At 58.4% G+C, this 19,185-nt stretch carries 17 protein-coding genes; 11 read left to right on the top strand and 6 right to left on the bottom strand.

Annotated elements, in window-relative coordinates; genetic code table 11:
* Positions 1 to 18 precede the first annotated feature (18 nt).
* Positions 19 to 444 carry a hotdog fold thioesterase gene (locus AC5DB9_RS09885; protein ID WP_272992666.1) on the bottom strand — a complete coding sequence of 142 codons (426 nt, stop codon included), beginning with the start codon at positions 442 to 444 and terminating at the stop codon, positions 19 to 21.
* A 150-nt stretch (positions 445 to 594) separates the two neighbouring features.
* On the opposite strand from AC5DB9_RS09885, the gene AC5DB9_RS09880 reads away from it, so the two are divergent.
* Both AC5DB9_RS09880 and AC5DB9_RS09875 read left to right on the top strand, forming a co-directional pair.
* The gene (locus tag AC5DB9_RS09880; RefSeq protein ID WP_272992664.1) at positions 595 to 1,743 is read left to right on the top strand and encodes an acyl-CoA dehydrogenase family protein; all 1,149 of its coding nucleotides are present in this window, start codon (positions 595 to 597) and stop codon (positions 1,741 to 1,743) included.
* 151 nt (positions 1,744 to 1,894) lie between these two features.
* Complete coding sequence (locus tag AC5DB9_RS09875; protein ID WP_272992662.1) at positions 1,895 to 2,548, top strand: adenosylcobinamide amidohydrolase; 654 nt, start codon at positions 1,895 to 1,897, stop codon at positions 2,546 to 2,548.
* 1 nt (position 2,549) lies between these two features.
* Here the strand turns inward: AC5DB9_RS09875 and tadA are convergent, their stop codons facing one another.
* Positions 2,550 to 3,074 (bottom strand): tRNA adenosine(34) deaminase TadA, encoded by a 525-nt coding sequence (gene tadA / locus AC5DB9_RS09870; RefSeq protein ID WP_272992659.1) that lies wholly within the window; start codon positions 3,072 to 3,074, stop codon positions 2,550 to 2,552.
* Between the two features lie 16 nt (positions 3,075 to 3,090).
* Entirely contained in the window at positions 3,091 to 4,008 is a 918-nt protein-coding gene (locus tag AC5DB9_RS09865; protein ID WP_272992657.1) for a LysR family transcriptional regulator, read from the bottom strand.
* A gap of 107 nt (positions 4,009 to 4,115) precedes the next feature.
* Between AC5DB9_RS09865 and metE the strand changes: the two genes are divergently transcribed.
* Together metE and AC5DB9_RS09855 are read left to right on the top strand one after the other, a co-directional pair.
* Complete coding sequence (metE, locus tag AC5DB9_RS09860) at positions 4,116 to 6,395, top strand: 5-methyltetrahydropteroyltriglutamate--homocysteine S-methyltransferase (RefSeq protein ID WP_272992655.1); 2,280 nt, start codon at positions 4,116 to 4,118, stop codon at positions 6,393 to 6,395.
* 146 nt (positions 6,396 to 6,541) lie between these two features.
* The gene (locus AC5DB9_RS09855) at positions 6,542 to 7,522 is read left to right on the top strand and encodes an AraC family transcriptional regulator ligand-binding domain-containing protein (RefSeq protein ID WP_272992653.1); all 981 of its coding nucleotides are present in this window, start codon (positions 6,542 to 6,544) and stop codon (positions 7,520 to 7,522) included.
* Positions 7,523 to 7,615: 93 nt separating this feature from the next.
* Here AC5DB9_RS09855 and AC5DB9_RS09850 read toward each other — a convergent pair whose 3' ends face one another.
* Positions 7,616 to 8,083, bottom strand: coding sequence for a YiiD C-terminal domain-containing protein (locus AC5DB9_RS09850; RefSeq protein WP_022960425.1), 468 nt, complete (start codon positions 8,081 to 8,083; stop codon positions 7,616 to 7,618).
* A gap of 258 nt (positions 8,084 to 8,341) precedes the next feature.
* On the opposite strand from AC5DB9_RS09850, the gene AC5DB9_RS09845 reads away from it, so the two are divergent.
* Complete coding sequence (locus tag AC5DB9_RS09845; protein ID WP_272992649.1) at positions 8,342 to 9,766, top strand: helix-turn-helix domain-containing protein; 1,425 nt, start codon at positions 8,342 to 8,344, stop codon at positions 9,764 to 9,766.
* A 60-nt stretch (positions 9,767 to 9,826) separates the two neighbouring features.
* Here the strand turns inward: AC5DB9_RS09845 and AC5DB9_RS09840 are convergent, their stop codons facing one another.
* Positions 9,827 to 11,140, bottom strand: coding sequence for an HmuY family protein (locus tag AC5DB9_RS09840; RefSeq protein ID WP_272992647.1), 1,314 nt, complete (start codon positions 11,138 to 11,140; stop codon positions 9,827 to 9,829).
* Entirely contained in the window at positions 11,140 to 12,963 is a 1,824-nt protein-coding gene (locus tag AC5DB9_RS09835; protein WP_272992644.1) for a TonB-dependent receptor plug domain-containing protein, read from the bottom strand. The genes AC5DB9_RS09840 and AC5DB9_RS09835 overlap by 1 nt, the downstream gene beginning before the upstream one ends.
* Before the next feature lie 406 nt (positions 12,964 to 13,369).
* Between AC5DB9_RS09835 and AC5DB9_RS09830 the strand changes: the two genes are divergently transcribed.
* From AC5DB9_RS09830 to AC5DB9_RS09805, 6 genes are read left to right on the top strand one after another with little or no spacing between them, the layout of a single operon-like run.
* Positions 13,370 to 13,780, top strand: a complete 411-nt coding sequence (locus tag AC5DB9_RS09830) for a TraR/DksA family transcriptional regulator (RefSeq protein ID WP_272992642.1) — start codon at positions 13,370 to 13,372, stop codon at positions 13,778 to 13,780.
* Positions 13,767 to 14,975, top strand: coding sequence for a zinc metallochaperone GTPase ZigA (gene zigA, locus AC5DB9_RS09825; RefSeq protein WP_272992640.1), 1,209 nt, complete (start codon positions 13,767 to 13,769; stop codon positions 14,973 to 14,975). The genes AC5DB9_RS09830 and zigA overlap by 14 nt, the downstream gene beginning before the upstream one ends.
* Entirely contained in the window at positions 14,972 to 15,640 is a 669-nt protein-coding gene (locus AC5DB9_RS09820; RefSeq protein WP_272992637.1) for a DUF1826 domain-containing protein, read from the top strand. The genes zigA and AC5DB9_RS09820 overlap by 4 nt, the downstream gene beginning before the upstream one ends.
* A 50-nt stretch (positions 15,641 to 15,690) precedes the next feature.
* On the top strand, positions 15,691 to 18,111 hold the full coding sequence (locus tag AC5DB9_RS09815) for a TonB-dependent receptor (protein WP_272992635.1): 2,421 nt from the start codon (positions 15,691 to 15,693) through the stop codon (positions 18,109 to 18,111).
* Between the two features lie 52 nt (positions 18,112 to 18,163).
* Entirely contained in the window at positions 18,164 to 18,694 is a 531-nt protein-coding gene (locus AC5DB9_RS09810) for a ZrgA family zinc uptake protein (protein ID WP_272992633.1), read from the top strand.
* A 7-nt stretch (positions 18,695 to 18,701) separates the two neighbouring features.
* Positions 18,702 to 19,163, top strand: a complete 462-nt coding sequence (locus AC5DB9_RS09805; RefSeq protein ID WP_022960416.1) for a Fur family transcriptional regulator — start codon at positions 18,702 to 18,704, stop codon at positions 19,161 to 19,163.
* Positions 19,164 to 19,185 lie beyond the last annotated feature (22 nt).

The following is a 19,185-nucleotide window of genomic DNA, read 5'->3' as shown; positions in this document are numbered from 1 at the left end:
CTCAATAAAAGCCGGCGATTATAGCGAACCGGCGATGACCGCCATCGTCAAACGCGAAATACAGACATCACGGTCAGCCTCATCGCGAATGCGGATCTCCCACACCTGCGTGGTTCGACCTATATGGATCGGCTTGGCGACGCCGGTCACCCGGCCACTCGTCACCTTTCGCAGATGATTGGCGTTGATATCCAAACCCACGCAGACCGTTCCCACCTCTGCCGCCATCGCCGCAGCCATGCTGCCGACCGTTTCAGCCAGGGCCACCGAGGCACCACCATGCAGAATCCCCATCGGCTGATGCGTGCGGGCGTCGACAGGCATACTGGCTGTGACCGACGCCTCATCGATAGCTTCGACCCGAATATCGAGGGCTTCGGCCAGGGTGTTACGCATACGCTCATTCATGTCTTCTACGCTGCGCGCTTGCTTCCATAGACTCATGATCTGTTCCTCAACAGCAGACTTATACAAGGGGCCGGGGCACGATTAAACCGCTAATTCACAGGAGATAGCTGTGCGCTGGATTTAAAAGTTTTCCCTGTTAACATAGGTAAAAATAACACAGCACTCTAACACAGAGGAGAAGCAGCAATGAGCGGCATGCCACGCTTTGTCTACGAAGAAGAACACGAGATGTTTCGCACGTCAGTGCGCAAGTTTCTGGAAACCGAAGCAGCCCCCTACCACGCGCAGTGGGAGAAAGACGGCCATGTCGACCGCCAGCTCTGGATCAAAGCCGGCGAACAGGGCTTTCTCTCGCCGACCGTCGGTGAAGAGTACGGCGGCGTCGGCGCCGACTTCCGCTACAACGCTATCGTCGATGAAGAGATCGGCCGCAGCGGCCTGACCGGTATCGGCTGGGGTCTGCACTCTGATATCGCGGTTCCCTACATCGTGCGCTACGGCAATGAGGCCCAGAAAGAGAAGTACCTGCCCAAGTGTGTGACCGGTGAAATCATCACCGCTATCGCCATGACTGAACCCGGCGCGGGCTCCGACTTGCAGGGCATCAAAACCACCGCCGTGAAAGATGGCGACGACTACATTCTGAATGGTTCGAAAACCTTCATCACCAACGGTCAGCTGTCGGATCTGGTGATTGTGGTCGCCAAAACCGACCCCGCGGCGGGCGCCAAGGGCACCAGCCTGTTTCTGGTAGAAACCGGCACCCCCGGCTTTACCAAGGGCCGCAACCTGGAAAAAGTCGGCATGAAGGCGCAGGACACCTCTGAGCTGTTCTTCCAGGACGTGCGCATTTCCAAAGAACAACTGCTGGGCGAAGAAGGCATGGGCTTTGTGTACCTGATGCAGGACCTGCCCCAGGAGCGTCTGAGCGTGGCGATCAACGCCATTGCCAATGCCCGCTCGATTCTCGACCAGACCATTGAGTATGTGAAAGAGCGCAAGGCCTTCGGCAAGTCCGTTGCCACCTTCCAGAACACCCAGTTCAAACTGGCGGAAATGGATACCGACCTGACCGTTGCCGAAGCCTATATGGATCGCTGCCTGCAGCTGCATGTCGAAGAGAAGTTTGATTCCGTGGCGGCGGCCAAGTGCAAACTGATGTCGACCGACCTGCAGTGCAAAGTCATTGACGAGTGCCTGCAATTACACGGTGGATATGGCTTCATGTGGGAATATCCTGTCGCGCGCGCCTTTGCCGATGCTCGCGTACAGCGTATTTACGCAGGGACCAACGAGATCATGAAACTGATCATCGGCCGTGACCTGGTGAAATAAGCCAAGCCACCGCCGTCTGTAAAGGGTCGCCTCGGCGGCCCTTTTTTATGGCCGTGCGTTGATGGCCATATTTCATCACCCCCCATAAATTGTCTCAGCGCATTCACTCCCACATCGCGTACAATAGTCGACTGCAACCCGGAGGCAAGGTGTGACAGACTGGCATTGGCAACACAGCAGCGACTGTTTCAGTCTGCAATGGTCACAGCCTCGCCCCTGCCTGAGTTCAGCCGTCTTCAACGGTGGCCTCTGCAAGGCACGCTCGGTACTGAATCTGCGCGTCAGTGGCGATCCCGTCTCCCCTCTGCTCACGCCGGAACAAAGCCTGCATCAGGCCGCGAATCGTCTCGACCTGCCGGGGCCTACCATCGGCCTGATGACCAGCGCCTTGATGGCTTCTTTCCGCTACCGCCAGACAGAATACGCCGATCACGCCATTGCGATATTTCTCACCTGTGGATTGGGAAACGCCCGCCGCGCCGGTGACCCGGCCGACTGGCTGGGCGATAGCCCGACCCCGCGCGGCACCATTAACAGCGTATTGATCAGCGACCTGCAATGGAGCACGGCCAGTCAGGCCGAGCTGCTGGCACTGCTGGCAGAAGCCAAGGCCGCCGCACTTCAGGAGATGGGCATCCGCAGCCCACTGTCGGGAAAACCGGCGACGGGCACGGGCACCGATGCCTCGGTCATTATCGGCGGCCACGGCCGTGCGGAGCGCTGGTGCGGGAAACACACAAAGCTAGGGGAAATTATCGCGCAGCTATATATGGATGCGCTGTGCAGCAGTATTCGCGAGGACTGACTCAGCCCGACTCAGCGTCTTTTTTCGCGGCCCTGAGCTGCTTCTTCTCGGCGCGACGACGATTGAAAAAGGCCTGCATGACGGTAGTGGCCTCGTCGGCCAGTATCCCACCCTGCCACTGCACCCGATGATTCATCTGCGCCTGATCAAATAATTGTAAGTGGCTGCATACTGCGCCCGCCTTGGGTTCAGTCGCGGCAAAGACCACGCGCTCAATCCGGCTGTGGATAATCGCCCCGGCGCACATGGCGCAGGGCTCGATCGTTACGTACAGCGTTGCACCGGGTAGCCGGTAATTGTCGGCGGCCAGCGCAGCCTGACGCAAGGCCAGTATTTCAGCGTGCGCGCTGGGGTCGCAGGACGAAATCGGCTGATTAAAGCCCTCGCCCAACAGTGCGCCATCGCGCACGATAACCGCCCCCACCGGCACCTCGTTGAAGGTATCTGCCTGCTCGGCCAGCGCAATGGCGCGCTGCATCCAGTATTCATCGTTTTCCACAATCACTTCCCGAGAACAGTCACTCACTCTCTATGGCTGGGAGTCAGTTTACGCGATGCCTCTGTATGCTGACTATGCGCTCTCTCTCTGCGGCCATCTCGACAAATGCCGCGAGGTAAGACTGCTCGGCATCGACTTCGCGCATCCCAAGAAAAATCTGCTTTTTCACACCGTGTTTGCCCATCCGTACAGCGCGAATGGGTAAGCGCCGGGCGTACTCTGCCACCAGCCAGTCGGGCAGCGCAGCAATGCCTCGCCCGGCAGCGACCATCTGCAGCATGATATCGGTGGTTTCAACGGTCTTATGCTTGCGCGGGCTACAGGCGGCGGGCAGGAAAAACTCACTGAACACGTCCAGGCGCTCGATATCGACCGGATAGCTGAACAGCACCTCAGAGTCGACCTGCTTCGCCGAAAGCCAGGGTGAGTCGGCCAGACGATGCTCGGCAGGCAACACCAGCACCTGCTCATAATCAAATACCGGCGTAAACCGCAATCCCGGCTTATAAAGCGGATCGGGGGTCACCAGCAGATCGATATCGTGGTTGAACAGGGCTGCTATGCCACCGAACTGAAAGGCCTGTTTGACATCAACATCCACATCGGGCCAGGCCGCCAGAAACGGCGACACCACCGTTAGCAGCCATTGATAACAGGGGTGGCACTCCATACCAATGCGCAGCTCGCCGCGCAGCCCTTTCGCCATTTGCGCGATCTGCGCCTCGGCATGTTCAAACTGTGGCAGCAAGCGATTGGCCAGCGTCAGCATCTGCTGACCGGCGGGGGTCAATTGCAAACGCCGCCCCTCCCTGCGCCACAGCGGCGTATCGAGGAGCTGTTCCAGCTTGCGCATCGCATGACTGAGTGCCGACTGGGTCAAACAGAGCGTATCGGCCGCCGCCGTGAGGCTGCCCTGCCGATCCACCTCACGAATAATGGCCAGATGACTGCGCTCAATCATGAACAAACCTCATAGATAGATGCAAAAACACCATTATTATTCATACAAGCCTCTCACTACCATAGCCCGCATCCAAAACCTTTACTGAAACAAGCAGGAGTGCGGCCATGGCCATTCTTCACAACCTGGGCTTCCCCCGAATTGGCGCTTCGCGGGAATTAAAATTTGCACTGGAATCTTACTGGCAGGGACAGACCGGCAGCGACGACCTGCTCGCCACCGCCGCCAAACTGCGTGAGCGACACTGGCAGTTGCAGTCCGGGCTGGACTGGCAGCCGGTCGGCGACTTCTCGCTATACGACCAGATGCTGGATATAAGCGTCACCCTCGGCAATCTCCCCGCGCGTGCACTGGGCGGCAAGGATCTGGACAGCTACTTCCGCGCAGCACGGGGCCGTGCGCCCCACGACAGCGACTGTCAGTGCAAGCACGCGGCAGAGATGACAAAGTGGTTCGATACCAACTACCACTATCTCGTGCCGGAGCTGGACGCCAACAGCCAGTTCGCGCTGTACCCCGCCCGGCTGCTCGGCGAATTGGGGGAAGCCAAGGTGCAGGGCGCCAGACCCAAAGCGGTGATTATCGGCCCCATCACCTATTTGTACCTGAGCAAAACCAAGGACGGAAGCGATGCACTGGACCTGCTTCCTCGCCTGCTGCCGGTTTACCAGCAACTGCTCGACCGCCTTGCCGCCACGTCGCTGGAGTGGCTGCAAATAGATGAACCCGCTCTGGCCTGCGATCTGGATGAGGACTGGCAACAGGCATTCATCGACAGCTATCGGACACTTGAAAAGCACGGCCCCAAAAAATTGCTGTGCAGCTATTTCGGGCCGCTGCTGGAGAATTTCACGCTGGCAGCAGAGCTGCCCGTCGACGGCCTGCACATCGACTGCGTCAGCCAGCCCGAAGAAGGCCGCAGAGAGGCCGTCGCCCTGGCGACCGCCCTGCCCCCCGAACGCATTCTTTCACTGGGCGTGATCAACGGGCGAAATATCTGGAAAACCGACCTGCTGCCCCTGCTCGACTGGCTGGAACCTCTCTCGCAACAGCTCGGCGACCGCCTGTGGCTGGCCCCCTCCTGCTCGCTGCTGCATGTGCCTTACTCGCTGGAAGAGGAAACTCAGCTCGACGGTGAGCTGAAATCCTGGCTGGCGTTTGCCGTAGAGAAGCTCGCTGAACTGCAAACCGTCGGCGCTGCATTGAACCGGGGGCGAAGCAGTGTCAGCCACGCTCTGCAGTCAAACGCCGAAGCACTCGCCCGTCGACGCCACTCCAGCCGGGTGCACAAATCCGAGGTACAGGCTGCCGTGAACGGCATTCACCGTGGACTGGGCAATCGCCAAAGTCCCTTTGCAGATCGCGCCGAGCAGCAGCGACGCCTGTTGCAACTGCCGCGCTTCCCCACCACTACCATCGGCTCCTTCCCGCAGACCGCCGATATTCGCCAGTTCCGGCTGCGCTACAAACGCGGTGAACTCAGTGAACAGCAATACCGTCAGTATATGCAGCAGGAAATTGCCTACTGCATCGCTGAGCAGGAGGCCCTGGGGCTGGATGTGCTGGTTCACGGAGAAGCCGAGCGCAATGACATGGTCGAGTATTTTGGCCAACAGCTGGACGGCTACGCCTTCAGCCAGTATGGCTGGGTTCAGTCCTATGGCTCCCGCTGTGTCAAACCGCCAATTCTGTTCGGCGATATCAGTCGCCCCAGCGCCATGACGGTGGAGTGGAGCTGCTTTGCCCAGAGCCTGACAGACAAGCCGATGAAAGGCATGCTGACCGGCCCGGTAACCATTCTTAACTGGTCCTTTGTCCGCGACGACCAGCCGCGCCGCGACAGTTGCTACCAGCTTGCACTGGCCATCCGCCAAGAGGTACTGGATCTGGAAGCCGCCGGCATCCGCATCATTCAAATCGACGAAGCGGCGCTGCGCGAGGGCCTGCCACTGCGTCGCGCCCAGCGGCAGGAGTATCTGGACTGGGCGGTGGAGTCCTTTCGGGTTGCCGCCAACGGCGTGCGCGATGACACCCAGATTCACACCCATATGTGCTATTCCGAGTTCAATGACATTATCGATAGCATCGCCCGAATGGACGCCGACGTCATCACCATCGAAACCTCGCGCTCGGAACTGGAGCTGCTCGATGCCTTTGACGATTTTAACTATCCCAATGACATCGGTCCGGGCGTGTACGACATTCACTCCCCCAATGTGCCCAGCAGCGAGGCGATTGTCAGTCTGATGCGCAAGGCCGCCGAAAAGCTGCCCGCGGAAAGGCTGTGGATCAACCCCGACTGCGGCCTCAAAACCCGCGGCTGGAAGGAAGTCCTGGCGGCCTTGCAAAACATGGTCAGCGCCGCCCATCAACTCCGTGCAGGCTGACAGAGGCACACTGTCGTACAGCGGTTAATGCTAATGGCACCCTTAGTTCTCATGGCACCGTAATTTGGGCACAGAAATTGCTCCCAGATGTCCAACAGATGTTTCCGTAGAAATGTCTTATCGACAGCCAGCACAAGGTGAGTGCCATGAGACCCTTCCTTTCCGATGAAGAAGATGTCCTGAATGCTTTCCTCAAAGCCTGTAACGAACTCGGCATCGATGCCAAGGATGCCCTGAAAAGCCTTGATCTCGCGCCCTCGCTGCTCGCCTCACCGGAAAAGCTGGTTCCCAGCCACCTGTTTAATCAGTTGCTCGAAGAAGTGGCCCGACTCTACCACTGCCACGACCTGGCGCTGCGCGTCGCGCAACAACTGGGTGCACCACGACTGGGCTTGCCCGGCCGCCTGATGGCCTACTCTCTCGATCTGCGCAGCGGACTGAACAAGGCCGAGCACTACGCGGTGTACTATCAGGATACCGGCTACTGGCAGCAGCACACAGACAATGGCCTGGTCACCCTCAGCAAGCAGCCATCGCCCTTTGCCAGTGAATACAATCATCAGCGCAACCTGTTGGGCACCGCGCAATTGTTTTTGTTGCTGAGACAGATTACCGGCGGCTTCTGGCAAGCCAGCCAGCTCAGTTTCAGTTTTCCGGACCCCGGTGGAAAATTTACTGATACCTTCCGGGCATTCTTTCGCTGCGAACTGCGCTTTTCCCAGCCCAGTGACGCCATTCACTTTGCGGAGGAATACCTCGATACCGATCTGAGCACCGCGGACCCCGGCGCACTGAAAAGCCTTGAAAACCAGATCAGCGCCTTTCAAGCAGAGTTGTTAGGCGAACAGGCACCGCTCGGTCGCGCCCGTCTGCTTCTGGATCAACGCCTGCGGTTCGCCAGCTGTGATTTTTCTGAACTGGCGTTTTATATGGGAATCAGCAAAGAAGCACTGCGGCAGACATTTCGCGATGCCGCTTCAAGTTTTGATGAGTTCAGGAGAGAGCGTCAGGCAGAACGGGCGCAGTACTATGAACGGGTATTTCATGCGCCAACCGCCCTGCTCGCCCGCGCAATAGCACCGGAAGCGAGCGATGCACTGATGGCACGGCTGGGTAAAACCTCCTGATTCGCAGCCAAAAAAATGCCCCCGCCCCTCACAGGCATGGCGGAGGAACGAGGGAGCGGGATCGGGTCCGCCAACATTGCCGCTAGACAATTCTTATCCGGGTAAGCGCTGCGTCACTTTGTAAGTCCCCGTAAAAACAGCGAGTTGTCTGCCGTCCTGCTCAATCCCCGTCTGAATGGTCATTCGCCCGGAGCCGCGCTGATTGAGCATTTTGTAGAACGCACACATCGCCGACTCGGTAACGGATGCCAAGGCATAGCAATTCGCGGTTACTGGCGCCAGATAACGGATATGGCTCTCGACAATCAGAACCTGATAATCCCGTGACAAGCCCTGCATCAGCAGCTGCAGCATGGCCCAACCTGCCGTGGTTGCCAGCGCGACGATACTGCCGCCAAAACCGGTGTTTTTGTCATTGATGTTCGGCGCCAGCGGCATATCGACGCGCAAGCTGTAATCGCTAAACGCCGTGAAGCGAACATCCATAGACTGCAGCAAGGGAATAGCCGTGATGGCCTGCTGAGAAAACGCCTGCAAACGCTGCTGCTGTTGACCGTTCATGATCCCCTCCGAAATCAAAGAAAAAAGCCCGGCAAACGCCGGGCAACACTGACAGCCTGTCGAATTCGATACACGCCCCGGTTCAAAACCCGCTTCGGGCAGACAAGTGCCGCAGCAAAGTTCGCAACCATAGTATTTGCAAACATTGCAAAATCACATAAGCTATTGTTGTTAAAGGGTTTAATAGGAAATATTTCGCAAATCTACATGCAAAGAAGCGAAGTATTTGCAAGCCGATGTCCTTGTAGCGAGAGCGCCATGAAGAAACTGTTTGTCGGGCCGAGAATCCGACGCCTGCGCGAGCAGCACCAGCTCAACCAAATGCAATGCGCGAGCAAGCTGGGCCTGTCGCCCAGCTACCTGAACCAGATCGAAAACAATCAGCGCCCGGTCAGCGCCTCCGTGCTGATCAAACTCAGCAATGTCTTCAATATCGACGTGGCGCAGTTTGCAGACAACAGCGATGCGCAACTGGCCGCCGATATCAATCTGGCGCTGAAAGACCCGTTTCTGGCCGACAGCCAGATTCAGTGGCAGGAGGTAGAGGCCTTCACCCAACAGCAGCCGGAACTCGCCACCAGCTTTACCCGGCTGTATCAGCGTTTCTCACGCTTGCAGGAGGAATACCAGCAGTTGGTCAGCCGCTTCTACGGTGAGCAGCACACAGCGCACCTGTCGCCGCTGCCCCACGAGGAAGTGCGGGATTATTTTTACCGGCACAATAACTACATCGACCTGCTGGATCAGGCCGCCGAACAGCTTTACCGGCAGCAGGACTTCGACAGGCTGACACTCCATCAGCAACTGCAGGACTATTTGCGCACCGCTTTCGACGTCACCGTCAATATCGACCAGCCTCCCCACAACGGCGCGCTGCGGCACTACGACTCAAACACTCGCCAGCTTTTTCTCAGCAGCCAGCTCCAGCGTTTTCAGCAGTGCTTCCAGATGGCCAGCCAGATCGCGTTGCTCGATCAGGACAAGCAGATCAGCCAACTGTGTGCCGACGCCGACTTCAGCAGTGAGCAGACACAACGTCTGGCGCGCATTGGCCTGGCTAATTACTTTGCTGGCGCTCTGCTGATGCCCTACGGCGCATTTATGCAGGTGGCCGAACAGCAGCGCTACGATATCGACGCGCTATGTCAGCACTTTCGCGTTTCTACCGAGCAGGTCTGCCACCGCTTGAGCACCTTGCAGCGCAGCGGACAAAAAGGCATTCCCTTCTATTTTGTGCGGGTGGACCAGGCGGGCAATATTTCCAAGCGACAAAGCGCAACCAGCTTTCACTTTGCCCGAACCGGCGGCGCCTGCCCCCTGTGGAATGTCCACGAAGCCTTCGGCACCGACCGCCGGGTGTTAACGCAGATTGCACAGATGCCCGATGGTCAGCAGTTTTTCTGCATTGCGCGGGAAGTGACTCAGGGCGGCGGCGGCTATCATGCCCGAGTGCGACGCTTTGCCATTGGGCTGGGCTGCGAATTACAGCATGCCCACCGGCTGGTTTACGCCGATGGCCTGGACTTGAACAGCAAAGCACTGGTCACGCCGATCGGCCCCGGCTGTCGCGTCTGCCCTCGCAACGATTGCACGCAGCGGGCGTTTCCGCAGGCCGGTCGGCCACTGGATATCAACGACCAGTTACAGGCGGCGGTGCCCTACCGGGCGGATGACACCGTCTGACCAAAGACTGTAAACCGCAGTCGTGGTCGCATGTCCGCTGCCCGACCTGATTGGGCGCGATCAGTCAGCGGCAATCGGCGCGAACTCAAGAGAGAGGTGTCCCGAGTCACCGGCGTCGCTGTAGTAATCCAGCATGCGCAACTTCCAGAATTGATCGCCATCCTTAACGATATACACCACATCGCGGGGGGAAATATGGTGGATACCATCCCCCTCGTTGCAGAAGTAAGAATAGTGATACCAGCCGTAGTCGGTATCCACGCCCTGACATGAGCCATCCCCTTCCGGGTACGTCACAAAGGCCAGCGCATCGCTGTCATCGCTGTGGTAGTCCGCATCGTCGGGGACCGTGGTAATCGCCTCCCAGTCCCCTTGCAAGATATCGTGAATACCGACCGCGCCAGTTCCCGAGGCACCGCTGTTGATCTTAATATCGGAGCGCTGGAAGGCGACGTCCCAGCTATCCGGCTCACTGGCGGGCGCAGAGGGGAAGACCTGACTGAGACTCTGCAGATCCACATACACCCACTCTTCTTCGCCGGAGGCATCCACTTCCGCCGCCGTCACATTATTTTCAGTGGAGAAGGTCGCTCGCTGTTCGCCCAGCGGATCTTCCGAACAACTGCTGCCGGGAATCTCCAGAAACTCGTATTGAGGATAGCCCTTGTCGCCGTCGTCATTGCTGTAATCGAGCATGCGAAACTTGAAGTAGCGGCACTCGTGAGTGCGCAGCACATAGCCGACGTTTTCGCGGGGCGTAATGTTCACCGCAAAGGCCGATTCGTGATACCAGCCCTTGTCGCCACCAATCAGCGCGACATAGTTCTGGTCGGCCTCAGGGTAGGTGGTCATTGCATAGATCAACTGGTCTGGCGTGATTGCCAGCCCATCGTGGTCACCCACCACATCAGTGCGATACGTCACGGAATTTTCCGGCGGCGCGCCGACGACAGTCTCGAAAGGAAAGGCCTCGCCCTTCTCCACCTTCTGGCCGTATATGGCATTGCTGACACCGGTACTGGGTGCACCAGAATCGCCGCCATTCAACTTGATTTCCGTGCCCCGGTGCGCCAGATGCCAGGCATCGCTCACTTCGGGATTGGCGGGATTCACCTGCTGCTGATTGATAATATCGACATATATCCAGGCGTCCTCGCTGGCATCCACACTGGCGATGAACGTAGCGCTATCGGTCATACTGAAGCTGAGCTGTTGGCCGCCGGGGCCGGGCTCAGTGGCAGGCGGTGGGGTACTGTCGCCGCCGCCGTCGTCCAGCTCGGTATCATCACTTTTAGAAGAAATATCCTCCGAGCAGGCGCTCAATGCCAGTAACAGGCTCAAGGCCACGACATGGCTCCAATGCAGGCTTCTCATTACAAACTCCAACTGACTTCCAGGTAATAACTACGGGGTTGGATGGGCAGGTACTGGGGGTCACCAGCGTCGGTCATATTGTCCACCCCCAGCGATAACAGCAGCGGTGCAAAGCCTTTCCAACTGGCTCGCGCATCGACCAGCGCATAGGCCTCTGCTTCGCCGGCACTGGTGGGTGCGCCGCCACTGTCCAGCTCAACCGCAAACACGCGCTCACCGGTCCAAGTGCCACGCAATCCCAATGAGTAGCGTGGTTTGTCCAGCGACACGGCAAGATTGACGCGCTGTTCGGGACGCCCCGACAACTCGTCGCCGGTAGCTTCGTCCTCACTCCACAGGTGGCCATAACCCAGCTCCAGCCGCAGCGGCCATGTCTGCCCCTGCCAGGTCCATTGCACATCGACACCGGAGACCGTGGCATGCGCCACATTGCGGTAACTGAACAGAATGGTGGGCGTGCTCTCGACCTGAATAATTTCAATCAGATCGTCCACATCGTTGTGGAAGGCCGAAATCGACACGCTATGTTGTTCACCTGCCAGCCAGGTGAGGCCAGCGTTAAAGCCGGTGCTTTTCTCGGGTTCGAGATCCAGCTCGCCCTCTACCCGGTAACCCACGGCCGGGTTATCAAAGCGCAGCAACAGCTCGCGGAAACTGGGAGGCCGATAACCCCGCCCGTAACCGAGCCGGGTAAACAGGCTGTCACTGATGTCATAGCGCAGTGACAGCTTGGGCGAAACCTGCTGACCAAACTGGGAGTCGCGATCAAAGCGCACACCGGGAATCAGATGAAGTCGCTCATTGCCGAGCAGAATATCGTCCTGTACATACAGTGACTGTCGATCCCGCTCGGCGGATTGCCCCAGCCGGTCAGCGTCCAGACGCTCCAACTGAAACTCGGCCCCCAGTGACAGCGTGTGCTGCCCCGGCAGGGTATTCAGCCAGCCGGGAGACACATCCCACTGCCCGCCGCCAAACAGCAGTTCATTTACGGTTTCTTCGTCAATCGTATTTTCTGTACTGCCCAACTGGTCCTGCAGGAACTGGTCAGCGTAGCGGTTGTAATACATATCCAGTGTCAGACTGCTGTCGTCAAAGTGAATACGCGGCTGAACCCCCACCCTCACTTCTTCAATTTGCTTGTAGGTGGCATATTGCTTACCGCCGGTGCCACCATCACGCCGCTCGGTATCGTCCAGCGAATAGGACGCATCAAAGCCCAGATCAAAACCCTCACTGGCCTGCCAGCGTCCACTGAGGCTGCCGAAGCTGGACTCTCCGCTCACGCCATCTTCAGCGAAGGTCGAGTCATCCAGATCGAACCCTGCCAGACGGCTGTAGCCCGCCGAGACCGAGGCCGAGACCGAATCGGCGACGAGGTCGGCGCGCGCAAAGGCATCGCCGTTGCCTTCGCTATCACCTCTCAGGGTGACGACGCCGCCCGGCTCGCCATCCGCACCTCGGCGGGTGATGATGTTCACCACCCCGCCCAGCGCATCGCCGCCATACAGCGCCGAGGACGGCCCCTTTACAATCTCCACGCGCTCGATATCGGCAATATGAAAACGGCTGAGATCAATCGCACCATTAATGCGACCGATCATCCGCCGCCCGTTAACCAGCACCAGCACATGTTCGGAAGACAAACCCTGAATCTGAATGGAGGTCCCGCGCCCGGATTCGCGACTGGCATACACGCCTCCTTCGCGCTCCAGCAACTCCGCGACATCCCTCGCGCCGGAAGCCTCGATATCCTCCGGGCCGATCAGTTGAACCTCTACCGGCGCATCGGCCAGCGAGTACGGGGTACGCGTCCCCGTCACGACAACGGTTTCCAGCAACCTTGGCCGCGTGTCCACTGAGGAGGACGCGCTGTCGCCCAGAGCGCCGGTCGAGCTTGCTAAGCAATAGATGCCGAAAAATACGGGCGCACAAAACACGCCTCGACGAAAACGATTCTGACTGGTCGATGCCATGGGCAAGTTGATTCACTTTTATGAATAGCGGAAACCGGGGGTTGCGAGGGACGATCAACCAACGCTAGATCACACTATCAGCAATGGTTGTCATTATCAAATACTAATGATTCTTATTTGGAGGATGGTCGTAACTGCACGCCTTTGCCGACCTCCCTTTCCTGCCACTGAATTCCTTCGACAAAACCATTGCACAATCCATCTTTGGCGAATTATGATATGTTGTATCATATCTTAGGCGACTACCGGACCGATGCCCGAAACCTTTGCCAGACAACACCGAGATCGCGGCGGGAGCTATATGAACCCAGACCACCTCGCGGCGTTTTCTCGCCAGCTCAATGCCCTGCGCGAAAACACCCTGGCAACGATCCGACAGGCACAAAACACACTGGGCGAACGCACTGAACCCGGCGACGAAGCCGATCGGGCACAGCACGAGGAAGACACGCGGCTGGCATTGCGCACCGTGGAGCGAGAAACCCGCCTGCTGCGCAAAATCGACGCGGCACTTCGGCGCATCCGCGATGGCGAGTACGGCTACTGCTTGGAGAGCGGTGAAGAGATCGGCCTCGAGCGACTTCGCGCGCGCCCCACGGCCGAGTACTGCACGGAAGTTAAAGTGCAAATGGAAGAGAAGGAAAAGCATTATGGCAAACGCTGAACGCCTGCCCGTAACGGTACTTTCCGGTTTTCTCGGCGCAGGGAAAACCACCGTTCTCAGTCATGTACTGAATAACCGGGAAGGCCGCCGGGTCGCGGTGATTGTCAACGATATGAGCGAGATCAATATCGACGCCAGCGCCGTGCAGAATGACGTTACCCTCAACCGCAGCGAAGAAAAACTGGTGGAAATGAGCAACGGCTGTATTTGCTGCACCCTGCGCGAAGACCTGCTGTTGGAAGTGCGCCGACTGGCCGATGAAGGACGTTTTGACTACCTGTTGATCGAGTCCACGGGCATTTCAGAGCCCCTGCCCGTTGCAGAAACCTTTACCTTTGCCGATGAACAAGGCGTGAGCCTGTCCGATGTCGCCCGCCTGGACACCATGGTGACCGTCGTTGATGCCGTGAATTTTCTGCGCGATTACGACGAGGCGAAATTCCTGCAGGAAACGGATGAACATCTGGGTGAGGCTGACGAGCGCAGTGTGGCTGACTTGTTGGTGGACCAGGTGGAGTTCGCCGATATTATTCTGATCAGCAAGACGGATCTGGTGGACCAAGCCACTCTGCAACGCCTTATTGCGGTGATCAAAACGCTCAATACAGAAGCGGACATCCTGCCGGTAAGCAACGGTGACATTCCCGCTGGACGCATTCTGGGCACGGGCAAATTCAGCTTCGAACGCGCTCAGCAGGCGCCGGGCTGGCTGAAAGAAATGCGCGGTGAGCACGTACCGGAAACCGAGGAATACGGCATCAGCAGTTTCAGTTACACCGCGCGCCGCCCCTTTCATCCGCAAAAGTTTTACGACTTTCTGCACAGCAAAGACATTCAGGGAAAGCTGATACGTTCCAAGGGCTACTTCTGGCTGGCCAGCCGCCCCGAGTTCGCCGGGCAATGGAGTCAGGCTGGCGGCATGGCGCGCTATGGTTTCGCAGGACTGTTCTGGAAAGCCGTCCCCAAAGACCGCTGGCCTGAAGATGAGGACTATCTCGCCTCGATCCATAAAAACTGGCAGGAACCTTTCGGCGATATGCGCCAGGAGCTGGTATTTATCGGACAGAATCTGGACGCTCGAACGATTACGGAAGCACTGGACAACTGCCTGCTCAGCGAGGAAGAACTGCTGGGCGGACGGGCTTACTGGCAGCAGCTGCCCGATCCGTTTCCACGCTGGGGAGACGGAGCATGATTGCCGCTCAGCACACAAGCCCTGCCACGACGGCAGCAGCAAGCTTCCGGCACGACGTACTGGGCCACTCTCCGGAGCGCCTGACCGAAATTTATCAGGACGACGTGAATATGGCCGTGTGGCGGCGCCAGCAGTCGCCACCGCTCCTGCAGGAAGACGCCCGCGCGCTGCTGCGCGCCGGGGGGCTGAGTGACCACCGGGTGGTACTGAGAGCGGCCAGCGATGTCGACCGCGCCCTGCCGGGCATCGCCGCCTATCCGCATCTGGCCGCGGATCTTCGCTTGCTCACCGAGATGTTCTGCTGCCTGTTCGATCTGCGCAGCGGTGGACTCAGGATGAATGCCCTGCGATCAGAGATGTGCCCAAAGTTTCACATTGACCACGTACCCTGTCGCCTGATTTGTACCTACACCGGCCCCGCAACCGAGTGGCTACCCCACGAGGTGGTGGATCGCCGCAGGCTTGACGCGGGTAGCCAGGGGCTTAGCGATGCCGACAGCGGCTTATATCCGTCACCAGCCGCTATCTGCCAGTTAGCCGCGGGCGATGTGGCGCTGCTGAAGGGCGAACAATGGGCGGGCAATGAGGGCGCGGGACTGGTGCACCGCTCTCCCTGCGTGCCGGATGGTGAAACACGACTGTTACTCACCCTGGATTTTGCTTAAATGGTCGCGCTCAGCGCTGCCGGATTAATGATTCAACTAGGAGTTTTTGTATGAATCGTTCTGCGAGCTTTCTCGCACTGCTCACGCTCTCCAGCCTGGGACATGCCCTGTCTGGGCAGGTGCAGGATGCCAACGGCAAGCCGCTTGCAGGTGCCACCATCGAGCTGCTGGGCAGCCAGCAAACCGCAACGACCGACAGCCTCGGTAATTTCAAACTCAACGTAGACGACAGCCAGGTTGACGAGGTGCATATCAACGCGCCCGGCTACAGTCACGAAACGCTTCACCTGCACGGTGAACACCGCGGCACATTGACGGTAAAACTCTACCGTTCGGTGATTGAGCAAGTCGACGTGACCGCCGTGCCGCTGCACATCTCTGTGATGGAGTCCGCTCAGCCGGTGACGGTCGTTGCCGGTGAAGACCTGCGCCGCAAGCAGGCCTCAACGCTGGGCGAAACCTTGAAAAATGAAGTGGGCGTGCACTCCAGTTATTTTGGTCCGGTTGCCAGCAGCCCCATTATTCGCGGCCTTAACGGCCCTCGCGTGTTGATTACCCAGAATGGCCTGGACGTCAGCGACGCCTCGCGGGTCGGCCCCGACCACGTGGTATCCACTGAGGCCAGCACTGCCGAGCAAATTGAAATTCTGCGCGGCCCCGCCACGCTGTTCTACGGCTCTGGTGCTATTGGTGGTGTGATCAATATTGTCGACGACCGCGTGCCCTCTTCCAGTGAAGAGCGCGGCGCCTTCGCCATCGGCCACAACAGCGTTGCCGACGAAAACGAGGCGTCCTTCGCCTACACCGGCGGCACCGAGCAGTTTGCCGTCCACATAGACGGCTTCAAACGCGACGGCAATAACTACGAAATTCCCGGCGCTGCAGCGCTTGAGGAAGAGCATGACCATGAAGACGAGCACGAAGAGGAGCACGAGGAAGGCCGCGACGGTGTGCTGGAAAACAGCGCCTCGGAAAGCAAGGGCTTCAATATTGGCGGTAGCTGGTTGCTGGACAACGGCTATGTGGGCCTGTCCTACGGTCGCCTGGAGCGCTTGAACGGTATTCCCGGCCACAGCCACGCTCACGAGGAAGAAGAACACGAGGGCGAGGAAGAACACGAAGAGCATGAAGAAGACGTGGCCGTGCAATCCGATCTGGTGCAGGACCGCTGGCAGCTGATCAGCGAACTGTCGCTGGATACGCCCCTGCTGAGCGGCATTAACACCCGCATCGGCTACACCGATTACGAACACAAGGAGATTGAGGGCGGTGAAGTCGGCACCATTTTCCGCAATGAAACCCTGCAGGCCCGCGTAGACCTGTTGATGCAGGAGATGGCAGGCTGGCGAGGCGCGGTGTCTGTGGAAGTGACGCATTCCGACTTTGAAGCCATTGGCGAGGAAGCCTTTACCCCACCGGCGAAAACGGAAAGCTACGCCATCGCCCTGATGGAAGAGAAGCATATTGGCGATGTGCTGGTGCAACTGGGCGCTCGTGTGGAGCAAGTCAGCATCAAAGCCGACCCGATTGAATGGGAAGATCACCACGCCGAAGACGATGCTGACAGCCACACCCTGCAACACTTCGACGATATGGAGTTCACCCCCATCAGTCTGTCCGCCGGACTGGTCTGGGAATTCACGCCGGGCTACAACGCCGGTATCTCATTGACCCACGCCCAGCGCGCACCGAGTGCTGCCGAGCTGTTCTCCTACGGCCCGCACATTGGCAGTGGCGCGTTTGAAGTGGGTGCGGTCTTCGATCTGCATGCGGGTGACCATCCCCACTTCCATTACCACGACGATGTCACTGAGGAAGTGTCCAACAATATCGACCTGAGCCTGCGCAAACACGCCGGCAATATCGCCTGGGTACTCAACTTCTTCTACAACGAAATTGATGATTTCTACTATCAGCAAAGCACTGGGTATAGCAGTGGCGATATCAGTGGTCACGATCACGAAGAAGAAGCTGGCGGCGAAGAGGAGCACGAACACGGCCATGACGACTTCCCGGTCTACGTCTTCCAGCAGGCCGACGCCACCCTTTACGGTGTAGAGGCTCAACTGGCCTGGCAACTCGCCAGCCCGCTAAAACTGACACTGATGGCCGACACCACTCGCGGCAAACTTAAAGACGGTGGCAACCTGCCTCGTATTCCCCCCGCGCGTCTGGGTGGCGAACTGCGCTATGCGCTTAACGGCTGGAATGCCGCGTTTGGCATGAGCCGCTACTTTGAGCAGGATCGCGTAGCCGAACTCGAAACCACCACCGGCGCCTACACGCTGATGGATGCAGAGCTGGCGTACACCTTCGCCGGGCTCGGCGACACGCGCAACGGCGATGTGACCGTCTACGTCAAGGGCAGCAACCTGAGTGATGAAGAAGCACGAGTCCACTCTTCATTCCTCAAAGACCTGGCTCCCCTTCCTGGCCGGAATATCAGCATTGGTCTGCGTGGCAGCTTCTAAGCCCTGCACGACGCGGCGGCGGGGATTCGACTCCCCGTGGCGGCGTCAGCGCTTGCTCAAGACCAGCGGGCTGATTGGCCTGTTGACGCTAGTTCTGGCGACACACGCTGATGAGCCGGCCTTGCCGAGTGCACATGTTCACGGTCAGGCCACACTGACCGTGGCGGTGGAAGGAAAAGCACTCGAGATCCATCTCGACTCGGCGGCCATGAATCTGCCGGGCTTCGAGCACCGCGCAAACAGCCAGGCGGAGAAACGTCGGCTCACTGCGCTGCGCAAAGAACTGGGCGATGTCCAGCAGCGCCTGCAACTGCAAGGCGGCAAGTGCCGACTGCGTGAGCAGTGGACCAATATCGACGAGCGATTCGAGCCCGGCTCGGACGAGCACCGCGATGTTGCTCACAGGGATATTGAGGCGCACTACCGCTTCCACTGTGAGCGCCCATCAACACTGCGCGGTCTGCGAACTGATCTGCTAAGCAAATACCCTGCGCTGAACTTACTGTCGGTGCAATGGCTTGTTGGAGGTCGACAGGGCGCGTTAACACTGGATAATAGCCGGGACAATGTTTCCTTCAGGTAAGCCCATCATGCACACCACCGCCCAAATTCTCGATCGCGCCGAAGCCAACTGCCGCGCTCACGGTGCCCGGCTGACGGAAAAGCGCAAGCGGGTGCTGTCGGGATTACTGGAAAGCAACAAGGCGATGTCGGCCTACGAGCTGGCCGACTACTGCGGCAAAACCTTCGACGAGCCGATTCCCCCCATGTCCGTGTACCGTATTCTGGATTTTCTGGAAGGTGAAAATCTGGTCCATAAGCTGCACCTTGCCAACAAATATGTGGCCTGCTCACATATCAGTTGCGATCACCGACACGAAGTCCCGCAGTTTTTGATCTGCGATGAATGCGGCACGGTGAAGGAAATCGGCATTAAAAAAGATTTGATCAATACACTGAAGGACAATGTCAGTCAGGCGGGCTATGTGCTGAAAAGTCCGCAACTGGAACTGCATTGCCTCTGTCAGGATTGCGCCAACCTGGCCGCCTGAATACTCCCAGCTAATACACCTA

This window comes from Spongiibacter sp. (genome assembly GCF_984394615.1).
Note: the sequence above shows the minus strand (reverse complement) of the source record. Positions and strands in the feature narration are given on the sequence as shown.

What these genes read in the sequence shown, in the direction of transcription:
- AC5DB9_RS09830 (WP_272992642.1), top strand. Translation starts at nt 13,370, where the DNA reads ATGCCCGAAACCTTTGCCAGACAACACCGAGATCGCGGCGGGAGCTAT.
- AC5DB9_RS09845 (WP_272992649.1), top strand. Translation starts at nt 8,342, where the DNA reads ATGAAGAAACTGTTTGTCGGGCCGAGAATCCGACGCCTGCGCGAGCAG.
- AC5DB9_RS09815 (WP_272992635.1), top strand. Translation starts at nt 15,691, where the DNA reads ATGAATCGTTCTGCGAGCTTTCTCGCACTGCTCACGCTCTCCAGCCTG.
- AC5DB9_RS09880 (WP_272992664.1), top strand. Translation starts at nt 595, where the DNA reads ATGAGCGGCATGCCACGCTTTGTCTACGAAGAAGAACACGAGATGTTT.
- AC5DB9_RS09885 (WP_272992666.1), bottom strand. Translation starts at nt 444, where the DNA reads ATGAGTCTATGGAAGCAAGCGCGCAGCGTAGAAGACATGAATGAGCGT.
- AC5DB9_RS09855 (WP_272992653.1), top strand. Translation starts at nt 6,542, where the DNA reads ATGAGACCCTTCCTTTCCGATGAAGAAGATGTCCTGAATGCTTTCCTC.
- AC5DB9_RS09850 (WP_022960425.1), bottom strand. Translation starts at nt 8,083, where the DNA reads ATGAACGGTCAACAGCAGCAGCGTTTGCAGGCGTTTTCTCAGCAGGCC.
- zigA (WP_272992640.1), top strand. Translation starts at nt 13,767, where the DNA reads ATGGCAAACGCTGAACGCCTGCCCGTAACGGTACTTTCCGGTTTTCTC.
- AC5DB9_RS09865 (WP_272992657.1), bottom strand. Translation starts at nt 4,008, where the DNA reads ATGATTGAGCGCAGTCATCTGGCCATTATTCGTGAGGTGGATCGGCAG.
- AC5DB9_RS09805 (WP_022960416.1), top strand. Translation starts at nt 18,702, where the DNA reads ATGCACACCACCGCCCAAATTCTCGATCGCGCCGAAGCCAACTGCCGC.
- AC5DB9_RS09840 (WP_272992647.1), bottom strand. Translation starts at nt 11,140, where the DNA reads ATGAGAAGCCTGCATTGGAGCCATGTCGTGGCCTTGAGCCTGTTACTG.
- AC5DB9_RS09820 (WP_272992637.1), top strand. Translation starts at nt 14,972, where the DNA reads ATGATTGCCGCTCAGCACACAAGCCCTGCCACGACGGCAGCAGCAAGC.
- metE (WP_272992655.1), top strand. Translation starts at nt 4,116, where the DNA reads ATGGCCATTCTTCACAACCTGGGCTTCCCCCGAATTGGCGCTTCGCGG.